We start from the raw sequence: 17,639 nt of genomic DNA on the forward strand, positions 1-17,639 counted from the left end.
CGGTGCCATGGAATCTCTCCCCGACGGCCGAATCTCGACGGGGATAACCGGCCTCGACGACGTGCTGTCCGGTGGTCTCATCCCCAGCCGGAGCTACATGGTGAGCGGCGACCCCGGGACGGGGAAGACGATTCTCGGTCTCCACTTTCTCACCGCCGGCGAGGGGGAGTCACTCTACGTCAACCTCGAAGAGCCCGCGGCGGAGGTGGCTCGGAACGCGGCGGCCGTCGGAATCGACACCGAGAACGTCACATTCCTCGATCTGAGCCCCGCCGCCGACGTGTTCGTCGAAGAGCAGGAGTACGACGTGTTCACCTCCGACGACGTGGAGGGGGCGTCACTGCGGTCGGCCATCGTCGAAGCCGTACGCGACAGCGAACCGACCCGGATGTTCATCGACCCGATGTCGGAACTCCAGCACCTCGCGCCCGACACGTATCAGCTCCGCCAGCAGGTCTCGTCGCTCCTGCGTTTCCTCCGCGAGCAGGACGTGACGCTGGTTTTCACCACGCAGGCGACGTCGGGTGTGCCCGACGACGACCTCCAGTATCTCAGCGACGGGTCGTTCGAACTCACCAACACGGACCGGGGCCGACGCCTCCGCGTCACGAAGTTCCGCGGGTCGAACACACAGAGCGGCGCTCACACCGTCCGAATCACGGACGAGGGTATCCAGGTCTATCCGGTGTTGGTCCCCGACGGCCACGCGGTCGACTTCCCCGACGAGACCATCTCCGCCGGAATTCCAGAGCTGAACCAGCTCCTCGGCGGCGGGTTGAGCCGGGGGACCGTCACCATCATCAACGGGCCGAGCGGGGTCGGGAAGACGACGCTCGGCGCACAGGTGATGAAGGAGGCCGCGGGACGGGGCGAGCGCTCCGTCATCTACATGTTCGAAGAGACCACCAGGACGTTCACCACCCGGTGTACGTCCGTCGACATCCCGGTCGACAGGATGGTCGACCGGGGGACGCTCAGAATCGAGGAGGTCCAGCCGCTCGTCCAGTCCCCGGCGGAGTTCGCGTCGATGGTACGGGCGGACGTCGAAGCGCGGGGAGCGAAAGTCGTCCTCATCGACGGCATCGACGGCTACCGCCTGTCGGTTCGGAGCGAGGACGCCGACTCGCTCCACCGCGAAATCGGCGCGCTCTGTCGGTATCTCCGGTCGCGTGGCGTGACGACACTGCTCGTCGACTCTGCCGAGACGGTCACGGGTGAGTTCCGCGCGACACAGGGCGGCGTCAGCTACATCGCCGACAACATCGTCTTCCTCCGGTACATCGAGGTGAACGGCGAGCTCCGGAAGGCCATCGGCGTCCTGAAGAAGCGAACGAGCGATTACGAGCGGGCCCTCCGGGAGTTCAAAATCACCGAGTACGGACTCAGCGTCGGTCAGCCGCTGCGGTCGCTGCGTGGCATCCTCGGCGGGATTCCCGAGGTCGTCGGAGACACCCCGTCGCTAGACCAGGACCGATGAACTCGCGTGACCGTTCGCACCGACAGCCGATGAAATGACAGACACCCCAGCGGACGACCAGTCGTCGAGTGACGTCGAAGCCGGCCGAGCCACGGGAGCTCCCGGAGCCGACGGCGACAGCGAACGAACGTCCCGTCACACCAGCAACGGTTCCGGCGGGACGGACCCGCCACACGTCCTCCTCCTCGCGGAGACGAACCGGAACCGCCACCTGCTCGCCGAGTTCCTCACGGCGGAGTTGACCGTCACTGCGACGGACGACGCGGCGGCGCTCACCGCCGAGGTCGACCTCTGTCTCGTCGATAGACGGCAACTCGACCGCCACCGGGACGCCATCCTCGCTCGGCGCGAGGCAGTCGACCCGGTGTTCCTCCCGGTCGTCCTCGTCGACTCGGGGACCGCACCGCTGTCCGAGGACGGGTGGGCGGTCGTCGACGATGTGGTCCAGACGCCCATCTCGAAGCCGGTTCTTCGCGCCCGAATCGAGAACCTGCTCGCACGCCGTCGACAGAGCTGTCGGCTCGCCGACCGGGAGGCGGAACTCGAAGTCGCCCTGACCGAACTCCGCGTCAGAGACCGTGCGATGGCCGAGGCACCGATCGGCGTCACCATCGCCGGGCCGTGGGCGGACGACACCCCGCTCGTGTACGTCAACGACGCGTTCTGCGAGCTGACGGGCTATTCGGAAGCCGAGGTCCTCGGGCGGAACTGCCGCTTCCTGCAGGGAGAGCGAACCGACGAGGCGACGCGCCGCACGCTGCGTGCGGCGCTCGCCGTCGCCGAGCCGGTGAGCGTCGACCTGGTGAACTACACTCGAGACGGCGAGCAGTTCTGGAACAAGGTCGACATCGCGCCCGTCCGCGACGACGACGGTGAGGTGACGCACTTCGTCGGCTTTCAGACGGACATCACGGCCCGGAAGCTCCACGAACAGCGCGTGGACGTCCTCAACCGGTTCATGCGTCACAACCTCCGGAACGAACTGAACATCATCGACGGCTATCGCGACGCGTTGCTGTCGGACGTCGGCATCGACCGCGAGACCGCCCTCGAGCGGATCGGCGAGTCGATCAGCCGACTCGTCGGACTGAGCGAGGAGACGGGCCACATCGAACAGGTGTTCAGCGGCGGCCCCGTCGCGGCCGACGTCGTCGACGAGATCGCCGACGAAATCGGCACACGCGACTCGGACGTCACTGTCCGTGTCGAACTCCCCGACGACCCGGTACACGTCAGCGCCAGGACGCTCGCGCTCGGCTGCGTCGACTACCTGTCGACGCTCCTCGACACCAACCGCTCCGAGTCGCCCGACCGGCGGGTGTCCATCGTCGTGAGCACCGACGACGGCGTCGTCGACATCGCGCTGAGTGACGACGGTGGGGGCCTCTCCGAGACCGACTGGCACGTAATCGAAGCGGGGTCGGAGACGCCGCTTCGACACACCGACCACCTCGGCCTCTGGGTCCTCCGCTGGGTGACGACGCGAAACGGCGGCGAACTGGTTCGGGCGGCTGACGGCACGCTCCACGTTCGGTTCCCGGTTCGAGCACCGCCCCCGCAGAGCCCAGCGCGCGAGCACGAACGGGGTACGTGAGTCCGACACTCGGTCGGCCGGCCGTCACAACCACTCGTACACGCGTTCGCGCCAGGCGTCGGGAACGAACCGCGAGAGGGTGATTGCGGCTCTGACGCGCCACCCGACGGGAAGCCGCGCGGGTGGGTCCGGTGAGACGGCCGCGGTGAAGACGGCATCGGCCACCTCGTCGGCTGTCGTCTCTCCGAACAGCGCCCCGCGCGTCGTCTCCCCGCGGTGGCGGTCGTAGACGTCGGTGTACGCCGCAGAGGGAGAGAGCGCGGCGAGTTCGCGCTCTCTGCGCGCTCGGAACCCCGTCTCGACCGGTCCCGGCTGGACGAGTACCACGTCGACTCCCCGGTCGAGCAGTTCGGCTCGCATGGCGTCGTGGTGGGCTTCGAGGGCCGCCTTCGACGCGCAGTACGCGCCCGCGCCGGGGAACGGCGCGTGTGCCGCGAGGCTCGACACGCTGACGACAGTGCCACCCGCGTCGCAGAGCGCGGGGAGGGCGGCACGACAGAGGCGGTGCGGGCCGGAGAGGTTGACCGCGAACTGGCGTCGGAGTCGCTCGACTGGGACGTCCTCGAGCGGGCCGTACTGCCCGAACCCGGCGTTGTTGACGAGACAGTCGAGCCCGTCGAGGAACGACAGGTCCGGGTCCTCGGTGACGTCCAGCGCGTGCGTCTCACAGCCCCGGGCTGTGAGGTCTGCGAGGTCGGTCGGGTCGCGCGCCGTCGCGTGGACGCGCCAGCCCGCCTCGTGAAAGCGGTTCGCCGTCGCCCGCCCGATACCCGACGAGGCACCGGTGACGAGAACCGCCGGGTCGCTCACACGCGACACGAGAGCCCGCCCGGGTCGAGGCAGCACACCGACGAGCGCACGGTTCGTCTGTCCATGACGACCGCCACGGCACTCGGACGGATGAATCTTGACGCTCCGCGTCGGAGCGTCACGCGACGCGGCCCGGGGCGGCCCGGTGGCGTGAGATTCCTCTGCGCTCCCGACGACGTCCGCTCCGGCGTCTCCGACCTCGGCCGCGCGCTCTCGGCGAGATATAATATGTGAATGTATGTGAGGAATCGGGGGCGGTTCCACCGCCCGATGGGGGTGACTGAGCGCGGAACCAACCGATTTTTATCGTCCTGCCTGACACGCTTCGGTATGAACGGACAGACAGTGCTGGTCACGGGGGGAGCGGGCTTTATCGGTTCGAATCTCGCGAACACCTTGGCCGCAGAGAACGAGGTCATCGCGGTCGACGACGAGTATCTGGGAACGCCGGAGAACCTCAACGAGGAGGTCGAGTACGTCGGAACGAGCGTCCTCGACGAGGACCTCCCCACCGAGGACGTCGACGTGGTGTTCCACCTCGCGGCGCTCTCCTCGTACGCGATGCACGAGGAGAACCCTCAGAAGGGCGTTCGGGTGAACATCGAAGGGTTCGTCAACACGGTCGTCCAGGCGCGCGACGACGGCTGTGACACGGTCGTCTACGCGTCGACTTCCTCGATCTACGGCAACCGCACCGAGCCCTCCCCGGAGGACATGGACGTCGAGACACACACCGGTTACGAGGCCTCGAAGCTGGGGCGTGAGCGCTACGCGGAGTACTTCTCACACCACTACGACATGACGATGGCCGGGATGCGCTTCTTCTCGGTGTACCAGGGGTACGGCGGCAACGAGGAGCACAAGGGCGAGTACGCGAACATCCTCGCACAGTTCGCCGACGACCTCGCCAACGGTCGCTCTCCCGAAATCTACGGCGACGGCACGCAGACGCGTGACTTCACCCACGTCGACGACATCGTTCGGGGGCTGGTCGCCGCCGCAGCGCACGAACTCGACGGCATCTACAACCTCGGGACGGGCGAGAGCTACGACTTCAACACCGTCGTCGAACTGTTGAACGAGGAGCTGGATACGGACGTCGAGCCGACCTACGTCGAGAACCCCATCCCCGAGTACGTCTACGTCCACGACACGATGGCGGACATCTCGAAGATGGTGGACGAGACGGGGTGGGAACCGCAGATTTCGTTCCGCGAGGGGCTCCGGCGTATCTGCGAACAGTACCGCTGACCGACCGGTCGACGGCCGGAAATCGGTTACCACCGAATCCCGTGCGGCCCACGCGCCGATGGAGCTGCGCGCCGTTCTGAACGGACTGTGGCTTCGACCCGGCGGAGGACGGGGCGCGAATCGAGACGTTTAATTGTCAGGAGCGTCGGCATAGTGGTGCCGGGGCTTGTTCCCCCCCCTCTCCCCAGAGTCTCTCCCCCTCACGAGTCCCGGTCTTTCCACCGACTGACCGCACGAGCCACGGCTACGGGAGTCGGACGACCCGGTCGGCGCCGGCCACGAGCGCGGCTAGCGCAGTCTGTTCCTGCCGGGAGACGGCGTCGTCGACGCCGAGTTCGTCGCTCTCGAGCGCGTTGAGGACCGCCGCGGTCGCCCCGGCGCAGTACGCGAGGAGGCGGTCGACTCGTCCCGTCGGATGCTGGAGCGCGATGGTCGCGTCGTTCACGAACACCGCGTGGGGGTCGGCCGGCGCGTGGTCGAGCAGTCGCGCCGCGCCCGCGGCGTTCTCGGCGGCGAGCGCGACGGCGTCGGCCTCACACTCGCTCGCCGCACGTGGGGCGTGCGCATCGAGGACTCCGTACCAGACCCCGTTCGGCCGAGTGACGGTCGTCCGCTCGCCCAGCGTGACCCCCTCCGACTCGTCGGTGAGCAGGTCGGTGACCCGGTTGAGGCGGCCACCGAGCACCCGGTCGCCTCGACGGAGTTCCGGAGCGAAGTCGAGGACCACGACCCCCGCGGGACCGTGGGTGTCGACCCACCGCTCCAGCGCCCGGGCGGTCCGCGTCGTCTTGCCGACGTTCGACGGCCCGAGGACCAGCGTCGTCCCCGTGAGCGGGAGCGGTTCGCGAGACGACATCGTCACCCGCTCGCCGGCGCGCGTCGCGTCGGGCGCGCGCGGACGAACTGCACGACGAGGACGAGGGTCGCGACCGCGAGGACGACGGCGAAGGCGACGACGAAGAGCGTCACGGGGTCGGTCAGGTCGCCCGCGAGGCGGCTCTGGACGAACGAGCCCGCCGTGGTGGCGGTGACGGCGACGAGGACGACGCCCGCGAGGTTGGCGACCCGTGAGTTCGGCTCGGGAACCGCCTCGGAGTTGAGCAACACGAGGACGACGACGAGGGCGAAGGGCGTGCCGACGAGGCCGAACGCGAGCACCAACACGAGGAGTGGGAAGAACGCGCCGCCGACGAAGGGGCCGGCCGCCGAGACGAGCGCGAACCCCGCCAGGAGCCCTCTGTATCGCGAGTCGGAGACGTCGGTCTCCCAGCCGAGTTTGTCGGCGACGAGGAACGGTGGGACGATGGTGTTGCCACCCAGCGTCGAGACGGCCGCCCCCCAGAGACCGACGAGGAAGAGCCACTGTGCGGCCGGACCGACGAGGGGACCGAGCGTCTGCGCGGCCGAGACAGCGGTGAGGTCGTTCGCTGCGATTCCCGGGGCGTGGAGCACGCTCGCGGCGACGAGGAAGATGGCGAGGCTGTAGAGGCCGAACGCGCCGAGCATCGAAGCACCGACGTCGAAGGTCGCGAGGTCGTAGTCGTCGCGGGTCCACCCGCGGGCGCGCATCGTGTACGAGTGCATCGTCACGAGCGTGATGTGGACCGCACCGCCGAGCACACCGGCCGCGACGAGCGCGCCGTCGACGCCCGCCGGGACCCGCGGGACGAGTCCCGAGACGGCGGCGACGGGGTCGATGGGAACCACGAAGAGCGAGGCGACGAAGGCGAGGACGACGCCCGAGACGAGCAGTTTGGCACCGAGTTCGACGAAGCGGTAGCCCCGCCCGGCGAGACCGAGCGCGAGGACGACCGCCCAGGTGACCCCCCAGACGCGCGCGTCGACGCCCGTGACCGTCGCGGAGACGTCCGCGAGGCCCTTCATGATGACCAGCTGGGCGAGGCCGGCCGCGAGGACGACGTCGACGACGAGGAGCCACGCCCACCGCTCGCCGAGGTGGTCCTCGACGACGCCGACGATGCCCCGTTCGGTGAGGAGCCCCAGTCGCATCGCGAAGTACTGCGCCGTCGCGCCGAAGGCGGCGGAGGCGACGACCACCCAGAGGAACGTGTAACCGAACGAGGCCCCGGCCGTGATGACCGAGGCCATCGTCGCCGGGCCCGCGGCGATGGCACCGGCGACCCAGGCCGGCCCCATCGCGCCGACCGACGAGCGGAGACGACTGCCGAGCGTGTCTGTCATACGTGGAGTTTTCTCGTCCCCCCACATATGATTTACTCAGTCATACCACCAGATAATATCTCGGTCGAGGAGCGCGGAGCCCCCCGAGCCCGTTCGAGACGCGGCGCTCGACGGCGGTCAGTCGGTCTGCTCGTCGGGGGCGTCGACGGCGCTCGTGTCGAAGCGCCGGACGACGACGGCGAGGCGGTCGAGGTCGTAGCTCGTTCCGGCGACCCGTGTGGCGAGGACGGCCACGAGCGTGGAGACGCCGGCCGCGCCGACGAACGCCCAGAGGAAGTCCGCGGGGGGCAGGCGGGAGCCGACGACCGGAAGCGCCACCGTCACCGACCGGACGACGGGCGACGGGAAGAACGCGAGGCCGACGGCGAGCCCCGCGAGACTGGCGACGAGCATGCCCGTCCCGGTCGCCCGACGCGAGTACAGCCCGTAGAGCAGCGGCACCATCACCGCCGCACCGAACAGATCCGCGAGGAGAAAGAGTCGAAGCACGCTCTGAGCGCGGAGGCTGACGAGGATGGCCGCGACTGCGACGACGACGGTGAGCACTCTGGCCCCCCAGGTGAGGGTCCGGTCGTCGGGGTCGGAGAGGACGCGCGGCAGGTCCGCCGTGACGACGCTCGCCAGCGCGTTGAACAGCGTGTCGGCGGTGCTCATCACGAGCAAGAGCGCGAGGAGGACGACGCCGATGACGAGCGGTTCGGGGAACGCCTCCTGGAGGAGCACGAAGAAGGCGACGCTCGCGTTGTACTCCGGCCCCGAGACCACGATGTCGGCGACGCCGCGGGCGAGGACGCCGAACAGCCCCGCGACGAGCACGACGCAGAAGTTGGTGACGGCGGCCCGGCGGAACCCCTTCTTCAGCGTCTCGGCATCGCGGGCCGCGTAGATGCGCTGCCACCACGTCTGGTTGATGAGTTCCGCGCCGAGGATGGCGATGGCGACCCAGAACCCGAAGCGGAGACCGGTGAAGAACGTCGGGTCGACGAGCGTCGGGTCGGTCGCCACCACGGCTTCGTAGGTCGCCGTCGGCCCGCCGAGGACGACGACGGCGCCGACGGCACTGAGGACGAGAAGCGGGAGCACGAGTACCGTCTGCACCGCGTCGGTGAAGATGCTCGCCGGCAGCCCCCCGTAGCTCGTGTACAGGAGGACGAACCCCCCGACGAGCACACCCGTCTGCCAGCGGGGGACGCCGGCGACGAGTTCGAAGGCGCTGGCGATCCCCGTCAGTTCCGCCGCGAGGAAGATGAACATGTAGAAGACGCTCACGAGCAGGACGAACGCGTACATCCCCTTCCCGTAGCGAGCGAGGGCGTACTCGGTGAGCGAGTGGCCCTCCGGGATGAGTTCACGGATGCGCGGGCCGAGTCGCGCGTACGCGAGCATCGGGATGGCCTCGCCGACCGCGTAGCCGAGGACGGCCGAGACACCGCCGAAGGCCGCGCCGGCCTCGACGGGAGCGAGGAGAATCCAGACGCCCATCACGCTGGCGACGAGCGTCGCCGTCGTCGCGCCGGTCCCCGCCGAGTTCCGCGCGCTGACGAACTCCTCGGCGTCGCGGATACCGCCGCGGCGGCGGACGTACCAGAGGCCCAGGCCGGTGAAGCACACGAGCGTGAGCACCGTCACCGCGAGCGTGGTCCGCGCGGTCACCATTACCGCTCCCCTCCGTGTCTCGGTCGCATCGGGCGAGCCTACACCGACGAACGAGATAAAACTTGGTTGTATTATTTAGTAATACCTGCCTGGAACACGACGCCGCGACCGGTCCGATGCCTCGCGCTCACGCGTCGTACGCCGCGTCGAAGAAGGCGACTTCGAGGTCGACCGCCCGGCGGAAGTGGCGGGCGACCCGCGCCTCCCGGCGGGCGGAGAGCGTCGGCCCCTCCCTGTCGAGTTCGGTACGGAGCCACCCGACGAACGACTCGAACGACGGCAGGGCGTGCAAGTCGACCCACTCGGCGAGGTAGAACCGGTCGAGGGCGGCGTCGGCGCTGGCGACGCCCCAGGTGCAGTAGACCCACTCGACGGCGGTGAGCGCCGCCAGCGACTCGGCGTAGCCGCCTTCGAGCGCGGCACGCGTGAGCAGGTCCTCGAACGCGTCGGTCGTGGCCGTCTTCTCGGGGGTGACCCGGTCCGCTTCGGGGACCGACAGCGCGTCGAACGAGCGCTCGAAGTAGTCGTCCTCCTCGTCGGTGAGCGTGCGCAAGAACCCCGCGAGTTCGCGTGTCGCCTCGACGGTCGGAGCGTCGCCCGCCGCGTGGCCGACGAGGTCCGCGAGCGTCGTGACGAAGGCGTAGTCCTGGACGAGATACCGGCGGAAGACGCCGTCCGGGATGGTGTCGTCGGCCAGTTCCACGACGAAGCGGTGTTCCGTCGCCTCGGTCCACGCCGGTTCGGCGGCCGCTCGGAGCCAGTCGGTGAAGCGGGGGTCGTCGCGGGTCCGCGCGTACGCGTCGTAGGAGTCGTGTGTGGTCACACTGCCACCTCCCACGTCTCCTCGCGCCAGGCGGCGTCCCAGAAGCGGTACTCGTATCTCCCGGACAGCACGAACAGGTCGCGGTAGCGGTCCCGTTCACGCGCGCTCGCGTCGGCCGCGACGTCGTCCATCAGGGCCAGACACCACTCGGTGAGTTCGGTGAACTCCTCGCCGGCGTACATGTCAATCCACGCGGCGTACCCCTCGTGGTCGGGACGCCCCCGCTCGTCGAGTCGTTTCGCCGTGGCGTTGAAGCCCCACATACAGGGCAGGAGTGCGGCGACGAGGTCACCGAACGTTCCGACGGCGGCGGTCCGAACCAGAAAGTCGGTGTACGCCCGCGTGGTCGGGGACGGTTCGGTCGCCTCCAGCGCCGCCTCCGTGATGCCGAACGTCGCGGCGTACTCTCGGTGGAGGTCCATCTCGGTGTTCACCGTCGATTCGAGGAGGTCGGCGAACGTTCCCAGCCTGGTGAGGTCGGGCGCTTTCACCGCGCCGAGCGCGAACACCCGACTGTACTCGACGAGGTAGACGTAGTCCTGTCTGACCCAGTATCGAAACGGTGCCTCGTCGAGCGTTCCCTCTCCCAGTCGAGCGACCATCGGATGGTCGACGATGGCGTCCCACAGCGACGTGGCGACCGGGTCGAGTTCGTCCGTGAACGACATGCCCGTGCATCCGCGAGCGACCACAAAAGTGTTATCACAGGATGGTATACCCAATTAATATGCACCACACACGCCAGCACAGCGCGGTTCGAGGGAGGGGCCGACCGTGAGCCGACGTGCCGTCCCCGACCGCCGGCCCGTCGCGCTCACCATCGCCGGCAGCGATTCGGGCGGCGGCGCGGGCATCCAGGCCGACCTGAAGACGATGGAGGCCCACGGCGTCTTCGGGACGAGCGCCGTCACGAGCGTGACCGCCCAGCACACTCGCGGCGTCGAGTCGACACACGTCCTGCCGGTCGAGGAGGTCGACGCCCAGGTCGCGGCCGTCCGCGAGGACTTCGACGTCCGGGCGGTGAAGACGGGGATGCTCGCGACGACGCCTATCGTCGAGCGGGTGACCGCACACCTCGGCGACTGGGACGTCCCGACCGTCGTCGACCCCGTGATGGTCGCGACCAGTGGCGACCGGTTGCTCGCGTCGGAGGCAGAAGCCGCCTACGCGGCGTTGCTCCGAGAGGCGACCCTCGTGACACCCAACGCCGACGAGGCGGGCGTCCTCACTGGAATCGACGTCGACGACGAGGCGGCGATGCAGCAGGCAGGGGAGGCCCTCGTCGAGACCGGCGTGGACGCCGCGCTCGTGAAAGGGGGGCACGTCGACACCGACCGCGTCGTGGACCTGCTCGTCACGGCCGACGGAACGCGTCGGTTCGAGGGCGACCGCGTCGACACGGTCGCGACCCACGGTTCCGGCTGTACGCTGTCGAGCGCTGTCGCGGCCGGCCTCGCTCAGGGTGCCTCGCTCGAGGAGGCCGTCGAGGCCGGCGTCACGTTCGTGCGCCGCGCGGTGCGCTACCCGCTCGACGTCGGCGAGGGTCCCGGCGCGGTCCACCACCTCGTCGACCTCCGCGACCGGGCCGCACGACACGCGACGAGCGAGGCCGTCGAGGGCGTCGTCGACCGACTGGTTGCGGCCCCCACCGCACGAGCCATCGTCCCCGAGGTCGGGTTGAACGTCGCCGGCGCGACGCCGTACGCCGAGGCACCCGCGGCCGTCGCGGCTGTCGAGGGCCGAATCACCAGAACGGTCTCGGGCATCCGCCCGAACCGGGGGGTGCGGTTCGGCGCGTCGAGTCACGTCGCTCGCTTCCTCCTGTCGGCGCGGGAGTTCGTCCCGGCCTATCGGTTCGCCGCGAACTGTCGGTACGACGACCGTGTCGAGCGGGCGCTCGAGGGGCTGGACTGGACGGTCGCCTCGTTCGACCGTGGCCGGGAGCCGACCGCCGACGAGGAGGCGTCGACGATGGGCTGGGGGGCGAAACGGGCGTTCGAGGGCGCGAGTGAGACCCCACCCGTCGCGGTGGTCGACGACGGCGACGTCGGGAAGGAGCCGATGACACGGGTGCTCGCAGCCGACGCCGAGACGCTCGGGGACCGACTCCTCGCGCTCGCGGCGGCGGTGGCCGACGCGTGACCCGTCACTGGAACAGCGTCGTGTGCGGCCGGACTGCGTCGTCGACAGACTGCTCCGCCTCGATAGACGGGAGGCGAACCGTCGCGACGGTGCCGGACGCCTCGTCCGCGTCGACCGCGGGTCGGAGCTGGAAGCTCCCGCCGTAGCGGGTGACGATCCAGTTCACCAGCCACAGACCGAGACCGTCGCCGTGTTCGATCGTCGTCTCGCGGCCGGCTTCGACCGCCGACGCCTCGACCGGGGGGATACCCGGGCCGTCGTCGGCGACGGTGAGCACGATGGCGTCGTCGACGTCGCGCGCCGACACTCGAACCCTCGGCGACGGGTTAGCGTCGTGCGTCAGTGCGTTGTCGACGAGTTCCTCGACCGCCCGCTCCAGTTCGACGCCCGCACAGATTCCTCGGTCGGTGGCGACGTCGACGTGGACGTCGACCGTCGCGTCAGGGTGGTTCGCCTCGACGTCCGCGACGACGCCGTACAGGAGGTCGGCGACGTCGAGCCGGGTCGGCTCGCGCTCTTGGCGGGCGATGGCTTCGAGTTCGCGGACCTGTTCGCTCACCGAGGTCAGCTTCGCGACGGTCTCTCGAACCACGCGGCCAGCGTTGGCCGTGGTGTCGGCGTCGGCGTCAGGGTCGCTCAGGAGTTCGCCGTACCCCGAGAGGACGTTCAGGTCGTTCCGGAGGTTGTGCCGGAGGACCCGGTTGAGCAGTTCGATGAGCCGCTGGGTCCGGACACGGTCCGTCGCGTCCTCCTGGAAGCCGACGAAGTGTGAGGTGTCGCCGGCCTCGTCTTCGACGGGGACGACGCGGACGTTGTTCCAGAACGGTGCGCCGTTCGCCCGGTAGTTAACGAGGTCGACCGAGACCGGCTCGCCGGCGTCGATTCCCGCCCGAAGCGTCTCGACGCGCTCGTCGTCGGTCGCCGGCCCCTGCAGAAATCGACAGTTCCGGCCGAGCACTTCGTCGGCCGCGTACCCCGTCAACTCCTCGAACGCGTGGTTCAGGTAGATGAGCGGATTGTCCTCCCGCGTCGCGTCGGCGATGGTGACGCCGACGGTGGCGTCGTCGATCGCCCGCGTCTTGAGCCGGAGTTCGGCCTCACGAGCGCGCCGGGCCGTGACGTCGCGGGCGACGCCCTGGACCGCCTCGACCGTACCGTCCTCGACGACGGGCGTCGCGTTGACCTCGATCACGGCTGACTCGTCCGTGGCTGTCTCGGCCGTCAGCTCGAGGTTCCTGACCGGTTCGGCGTCGAGCAGGCGCTCGAACGCGTCGACGGCCGCGGGCACCGACTGGGGGGCGATGTACTCGGTGAACGGCGTCCCGATGGCGTCGGCGGGGTCGTACCCGAGGATGGCGTGCAGTCCAGAAGAGACGTACGTCAACTGCGTGTCTGGGGTGATCCGGAACAGCAAGTCGAACGTGGTGTCGGCGATGCGCTGTGCGCGCTCGGTCTCCGTCCGGAGTCGCTCGTTTTGCGCCGTGAGGGTCTCCTCGTACTCACGGCGCTCGAGCGCCCCCCCGACGAGCCGGGCGAGGAGTTCGACGAACAACTGGTCGGCCTCGGGGAACGGTTCCGCCCGGGGTTCGGTGTCGGCGAAGCAGACCGTGCCGTGTACGTCGTCGCCAGTGACGACCTTCGCGCCGATGTACGTGTCCAGGCCGAACGTCTCGTAGGCGGCCTCGGAGACGTCCGACGAGGTCACGGCGTCTTGAACGCAGAGCGGGCTGTCCTGTCGGATCGTCTGTCGACAGTACGCCTGGTCGAGCGGACACGAGTCACCGACCGCGACCGAGTCGGCCGGTTCGGCGGTCTGGACGGCGGTGATCGTCTGTCGGTCGTCGGTGATTTCGGTCAGAAACCCGAGCGAGACGTCGAGCCGGTCGATGCCGGCATCGAGCGCCTGTGCGATGGCCTCCTCGACGGGTCTGTTCCGATCCGCGAAGGCTTCGTAGACTGCCTGCCGGGCGGACCGGTCGTCGCCGGGGGGAACGTGTTTGAGTGACATAGGGTCGAGACGGGAGTCTGCGGTAACGACTGTGCCTGGGGAGGAACAGCGATGAATCTGCTGTTGGTGTTATCACGACTGACAATCGAACACGGCGAGAGCCGGGGCCACAACGCAGTCGATGCCGCGGTGGTCAGCGACCGACCGCCCAGTCGTCCGCGCGTCGCGCGGAGCGGACCGTGTGTCGGGTGCACACCCACAGCGTGTTACGGTGGGCCGGCCGGCGGCACACAGTCGGCCGTGGAGCGCGACGCGCTGGCTGTCACTCGCGGGTAATCGACGCCTGTCCCTGCCGTTTCGCGGTCGCTCGGGTGGGGAGGCCGACGTAGAGGACGGCGGCAACTCCGGCCAGTGCGGCGAGGACGAAGAACGCCTCGTCGAACAGTCCGCGGTCGGCGAACGCCCCGACGAACGTCGACCCGCCGGCGCTCACGAGGAAGAACCCCGTTCGGAGGACACCCCAGGCGCTCCCCTGCACGCCGGGCGGGAGCACGTCGATGACGTACGCGTTCGAGACGGGAGCCATCGCGAGTCGGGTCCCGACGGCGCTCACCACGACGGCGGCGACGAGGACGCCGTCGACGAACGGAATCGCGGCCGCGGAGACGACGGCCACGGCGGCCGTCGCGGTGAGAACCCAGCGCTCGCCGATTCGGTCGGCGAGCGTACCCGCGAGGAGTTGTGACCCGGCCCCGGCGAGGAACAAAAGCGCGAACAGGCCGGTCGCCGTCGACTGGTCGAACCCCTTGACCTCGACGAGGTACGTGGGGAGGAACGCGGTGAGCCCCTGGAAAGCGAAGAGCAAGAGTGTCACCGCAGCGACGGCGCGGGCCACGGCGGGCGTCCGGACGGCCGCGAACACGTTCGCGAGGAGCGACCCGGTCGACGAGTCCGACCCCACCGACCGGACGGGGACCGCTCGCCACGCGAAGGCCGCGACGACGACGAACGGGACGACGAGGACGCCGAGGAGCAGTCGCCACCCGACGCGTCCGACGAGCGACCCGGCGAGGAACGGGAGGATGGCGGAGCCGAGACTCCCCGCGGCGAGGGTGGCTCCGATGGCCGCGCCGTCGTTTCGCGGGAACGACCGCGAGATGGTCGTTCCACGCGCCGGGCCGTACAGCCCCGTCGTGAGCCCGAACACGCCGCAGCCGACGAGGAACACCGGGTAGGTCGGCGCGAAGGCGACGACGAGCACGGCCGCGCCGGTAAGCGCGAGGCTCCCCGCGAGCAGCAGGCGCTCGCCGACCCGGTCGATGAGGACGCCGCCGGGGGCCTGCATGAGCGCGTAGGTGGCCCAGACGACGGAGACGGCCAGCCCCGCGCCCGCGTTCCCGACCGAGAACGTCGTCTTGACCTGCGGGAGGACGGCGGGCAGGAGGAAGCGGCCGCCGACGACGAAGAGCCAGCCGACGGCGACGGCGACGAGGACCGAGAGCCGACTGTCGGCGAGGAGGCGCGCCACTGCCGACCGGAGCCTGGTCGTCATAGCATTACCTCTCGACACGGGGATTTGTGTCTCGTGGTTTCGCGACCACACTCACGACGGAGAGACTGTCAGCGCGATAGAACTATACGGTCGGTCACCCAACTGACGTCGATGCGCCTCGGCTCTCGGCTCGTCTGTGCGCTGTTCGGCCACCGACCCCACGGCGGACGGGCGACCTACGATATCACGACGGGCTCGTTCGTCGACGTCTCGACGACGCAGTACGCGGTCTGTGCGCGCTGTGGCGACGTTCAGCCGGCCCCACTCACGGTCGTCGACGAGGCGGACGGTGACGAGACCGATGCGGCCGACGACGTCGAGACGGCGGACGAACGCGGGGCGGGCGAGCGGGACGACGGGACCGATGCGGCCGAGAGCGGTGTGGCGGACGGCACGATGGAACGGAGCGACTGTGACCGCACCGACGACCGTGACCGGACCGTCGCGGACTCGCGGTGACCGGTGGACGGACGCGAGGTGCGGTGGTGAGCCACCGCCGAAGCGTTCAGCCGACGGCCGCCGACACCGAAGAGACCGGCGGCACCACCGACGATGTCGGCGTCGCCGTCGCGTTCGCCTCGTCCGCCTCGCCGACGACGTAGCGCTGGCCGACCATCGGGTCGAGGAGGTCGTCGACGGGGGCCTTGTCGTCGCGCAGGACGGGGACGTCACCGGTCTCCTCGGTCCGACGGTACGTCCGGAGCTCCCGTGAGAGGTCGACGCCGATGGCGCGTTGGGTGTTCCGGGTGCGTAACTGGGCTTCGGTGACGACCGTCGCGTTCTTGGTCGCGACGAGTTCGATGTTCTGGACGTTGACGCCGTCGACGGTCGGGAAACTGTACACCTGCGGGTACACCTGCGCCATCGTCTTGTACTGCGCGCGGTAGAACTTCGAGGCCGGGCCGCTCGGGGCGGAGATGACGTTCGCGAAGAGCATACCGTCCGCGGAGAGCCGGTCGCGCGCGAGGCGCATGAACTCGACCGTCGTGAGTTCGAAGGGGACCTTGTCCTTCCGGTAGGCGTCGAGGACGATGAGGTCGTAGGTGTGGTCGGTCTCTCGGAGGTACTGTCGCCCGCCCACGTTGTGAATCCGCAGCTGCGGGGACTCGGAGACGCCGAAGTACCGCTTCGCCACGTCGATGACGACGGGGTCTATCTCGGCGACGTCGACGGTCACGTTGTACTCCTCCGCGAAGCGTTTCGGACCGGTGAACCCGCCGCCACCGATGAAGAGGACGCGGTCTATCTCCGCTTCGTCGTCGGCGAACAGGAGTGGCAGATGGAAGTAGGTGGTGTAGTCGAAGACGTGCCGCGAGGGGTCGTCGAGGTCCATCGCGCTGTGGGGCCGGCCGTCGAGATAGAGGGTTCGCCTGTCGTCGACGTCGATGACCTCGAGTTCCTGGTAGGGCGTCTGCGTCTGGTAGACGACGCGCCCCTCGACGGCGACGCCGACCGCGCCGCTCCCGACGGCGGCGACGAGCATCGCGGTGACGGCGACGACCGAGAAGACCCGCTCGCGGTCGAGGCGAGGGCGGAAGAGGACGAGCGCCGTCCCCACCGAGAGGAGGCCGAACACGAGGCCGATGCGCTCGATGCTCAGCGAGGGGATGAGGAGGTAGGTCGTAGCGAACGCGCCGACGATGCTCCCTACCGTCCCGAGGGCGTAGACGTGGCCGGAGGCCTCGCCGAGCCCCTCCTTCTCCGAGAGCTGTGCCGCGTAGGGGCTGATGAACCCGAGGAAGTACGTCGGCGGACCGAACAGGAGGGTGATGGCCGGCAGCGACGCGAACCGACTCGGCAGCGGGAAGCCCGAGGTCATCCGGAGGAGGATGTCGCCCGCGAAGACGAGGACGGCGACGTACACCGCGGTCAGGAGGAACAGCCGGGCCATCGTGTCGTTCGACGCTTCCGTCTTCGCGCGCTGACCGCCGCGGTGGTAGCCGTAGCTGAGCGCCGCGAGGAAGACCCCGATGATGCCGCCCCAGGTGTAGATGCTGCTCCCGAACTGTGGGGCGAGCATTCGTCCGGCGAGGATCTCCAGTCCCATGCTGGCGATGCCGGAGACCAGCACGGCCAGTTCGGGCCGCGACAGACGGACCCGCTCACTGACCGTCTTCGTGTCCATGATGGCCGGTCTTGGGTGGGTGGCCTGTTAAACCTTGGACCGACAGTGAGCAGTCGGCC

General features: G+C 69.2%; 14 protein-coding genes. 5 read left to right on the top strand and 9 right to left on the bottom strand.

The features are described 5' to 3' along the window. Positions 1 to 7 precede the first annotated feature (7 nt). The gene (locus E6N53_RS11040; protein ID WP_142859253.1) at positions 8 to 1,477 is read left to right on the top strand and encodes an ATPase domain-containing protein; all 1,470 of its coding nucleotides are present in this window, start codon (positions 8 to 10) and stop codon (positions 1,475 to 1,477) included. A gap of 34 nt (positions 1,478 to 1,511) precedes the next feature. Beyond that, on the top strand, positions 1,512 to 3,071 hold the full coding sequence (locus E6N53_RS11045) for a PAS domain-containing protein (protein ID WP_142859255.1): 1,560 nt from the start codon (positions 1,512 to 1,514) through the stop codon (positions 3,069 to 3,071). 24 nt (positions 3,072 to 3,095) lie between these two features. Here the strand turns inward: E6N53_RS11045 and E6N53_RS11050 are convergent, their stop codons facing one another. After that, positions 3,096 to 3,881, bottom strand: coding sequence for an SDR family oxidoreductase (locus E6N53_RS11050; RefSeq protein ID WP_142859257.1), 786 nt, complete (start codon positions 3,879 to 3,881; stop codon positions 3,096 to 3,098). A gap of 330 nt (positions 3,882 to 4,211) precedes the next feature. On the opposite strand from E6N53_RS11050, the gene E6N53_RS11055 reads away from it, so the two are divergent. Next, entirely contained in the window at positions 4,212 to 5,132 is a 921-nt protein-coding gene (locus E6N53_RS11055) for an NAD-dependent epimerase/dehydratase family protein (protein WP_142859259.1), read from the top strand. Between the two features lie 244 nt (positions 5,133 to 5,376). On the opposite strand, the gene E6N53_RS11060 is transcribed toward E6N53_RS11055, so the two are convergent. From E6N53_RS11060 to tenA, 5 genes are all read right to left on the bottom strand, one after another. Further along, positions 5,377 to 5,988 carry a hypothetical protein gene (locus E6N53_RS11060; protein ID WP_142859261.1) on the bottom strand — a complete coding sequence of 204 codons (612 nt, stop codon included), beginning with the start codon at positions 5,986 to 5,988 and terminating at the stop codon, positions 5,377 to 5,379. Positions 5,989 to 5,990: 2 nt separating this feature from the next. Next, positions 5,991 to 7,334, bottom strand: a complete 1,344-nt coding sequence (locus E6N53_RS11065) for an NRAMP family divalent metal transporter (RefSeq protein ID WP_394344751.1) — start codon at positions 7,332 to 7,334, stop codon at positions 5,991 to 5,993. Positions 7,335 to 7,451: 117 nt separating this feature from the next. Beyond that, on the bottom strand, positions 7,452 to 8,990 hold the full coding sequence (locus E6N53_RS11070) for a sodium:solute symporter family transporter (RefSeq protein ID WP_142859263.1): 1,539 nt from the start codon (positions 8,988 to 8,990) through the stop codon (positions 7,452 to 7,454). A gap of 127 nt (positions 8,991 to 9,117) precedes the next feature. After that, the gene (locus tag E6N53_RS11075; RefSeq protein WP_236642335.1) at positions 9,118 to 9,813 is read right to left on the bottom strand and encodes a TenA family protein; all 696 of its coding nucleotides are present in this window, start codon (positions 9,811 to 9,813) and stop codon (positions 9,118 to 9,120) included. Further along, positions 9,810 to 10,481, bottom strand: a complete 672-nt coding sequence (gene tenA, locus E6N53_RS11080; protein WP_136590400.1) for a thiaminase II — start codon at positions 10,479 to 10,481, stop codon at positions 9,810 to 9,812. Before tenA ends, E6N53_RS11075 begins: the two co-directional genes overlap by 4 nt. A gap of 106 nt (positions 10,482 to 10,587) precedes the next feature. Here tenA and thiD point away from each other — a divergent pair, with 106 nt between their 5' ends. After that, positions 10,588 to 11,955, top strand: a complete 1,368-nt coding sequence (thiD, locus tag E6N53_RS11085; protein WP_142859267.1) for a bifunctional hydroxymethylpyrimidine kinase/phosphomethylpyrimidine kinase — start codon at positions 10,588 to 10,590, stop codon at positions 11,953 to 11,955. A gap of 4 nt (positions 11,956 to 11,959) precedes the next feature. Here thiD and E6N53_RS11090 read toward each other — a convergent pair whose 3' ends face one another. Both E6N53_RS11090 and E6N53_RS11095 read right to left on the bottom strand, forming a co-directional pair. Continuing rightward, the gene (locus tag E6N53_RS11090) at positions 11,960 to 13,963 is read right to left on the bottom strand and encodes a PAS domain-containing protein (protein WP_142859269.1); all 2,004 of its coding nucleotides are present in this window, start codon (positions 13,961 to 13,963) and stop codon (positions 11,960 to 11,962) included. 262 nt (positions 13,964 to 14,225) lie between these two features. Then, positions 14,226 to 15,455 (bottom strand): MFS transporter, encoded by a 1,230-nt coding sequence (locus E6N53_RS11095; protein WP_142859271.1) that lies wholly within the window; start codon positions 15,453 to 15,455, stop codon positions 14,226 to 14,228. Positions 15,456 to 15,566: 111 nt separating this feature from the next. On the opposite strand from E6N53_RS11095, the gene E6N53_RS11100 reads away from it, so the two are divergent. After that, positions 15,567 to 15,914, top strand: coding sequence for a hypothetical protein (locus E6N53_RS11100; RefSeq protein WP_142859273.1), 348 nt, complete (start codon positions 15,567 to 15,569; stop codon positions 15,912 to 15,914). 46 nt (positions 15,915 to 15,960) lie between these two features. Here E6N53_RS11100 and E6N53_RS11105 read toward each other — a convergent pair whose 3' ends face one another. Continuing rightward, the gene (locus E6N53_RS11105) at positions 15,961 to 17,580 is read right to left on the bottom strand and encodes a spermidine synthase (protein WP_142859275.1); all 1,620 of its coding nucleotides are present in this window, start codon (positions 17,578 to 17,580) and stop codon (positions 15,961 to 15,963) included. Between the last annotated feature and the right edge of the window lie 59 nt (positions 17,581 to 17,639).

Origin of the sequence: Salinigranum halophilum, assembly GCF_007004735.1 — an archaeon.
In the GTDB taxonomy this organism is placed as follows: Archaea; Halobacteriota; Halobacteria; order Halobacteriales; family Haloferacaceae; genus Salinigranum; species Salinigranum halophilum.

Bases quoted from the DNA above. Each gene is read 5' to 3' on its own strand.
- E6N53_RS11100 (WP_142859273.1), top strand. From the start codon at position 15,567: ATGCGCCTCGGCTCTCGGCTCGTCTGTGCGCTGTTCGGCCACCGACCC.
- E6N53_RS11055 (WP_142859259.1), top strand. From the start codon at position 4,212: ATGAACGGACAGACAGTGCTGGTCACGGGGGGAGCGGGCTTTATCGGT.
- E6N53_RS11095 (WP_142859271.1), bottom strand. From the start codon at position 15,455: ATGACGACCAGGCTCCGGTCGGCAGTGGCGCGCCTCCTCGCCGACAGT.
- E6N53_RS11105 (WP_142859275.1), bottom strand. From the start codon at position 17,580: ATGGACACGAAGACGGTCAGTGAGCGGGTCCGTCTGTCGCGGCCCGAA.
- E6N53_RS11060 (WP_142859261.1), bottom strand. From the start codon at position 5,988: ATGTCGTCTCGCGAACCGCTCCCGCTCACGGGGACGACGCTGGTCCTC.
- E6N53_RS11065 (WP_394344751.1), bottom strand. From the start codon at position 7,334: ATGACAGACACGCTCGGCAGTCGTCTCCGCTCGTCGGTCGGCGCGATG.
- E6N53_RS11040 (WP_142859253.1), top strand. From the start codon at position 8: ATGGAATCTCTCCCCGACGGCCGAATCTCGACGGGGATAACCGGCCTC.
- tenA (WP_136590400.1), bottom strand. From the start codon at position 10,481: ATGTCGTTCACGGACGAACTCGACCCGGTCGCCACGTCGCTGTGGGAC.
- E6N53_RS11090 (WP_142859269.1), bottom strand. From the start codon at position 13,963: ATGTCACTCAAACACGTTCCCCCCGGCGACGACCGGTCCGCCCGGCAG.
- E6N53_RS11045 (WP_142859255.1), top strand. From the start codon at position 1,512: ATGACAGACACCCCAGCGGACGACCAGTCGTCGAGTGACGTCGAAGCC.
- E6N53_RS11070 (WP_142859263.1), bottom strand. From the start codon at position 8,990: ATGGTGACCGCGCGGACCACGCTCGCGGTGACGGTGCTCACGCTCGTG.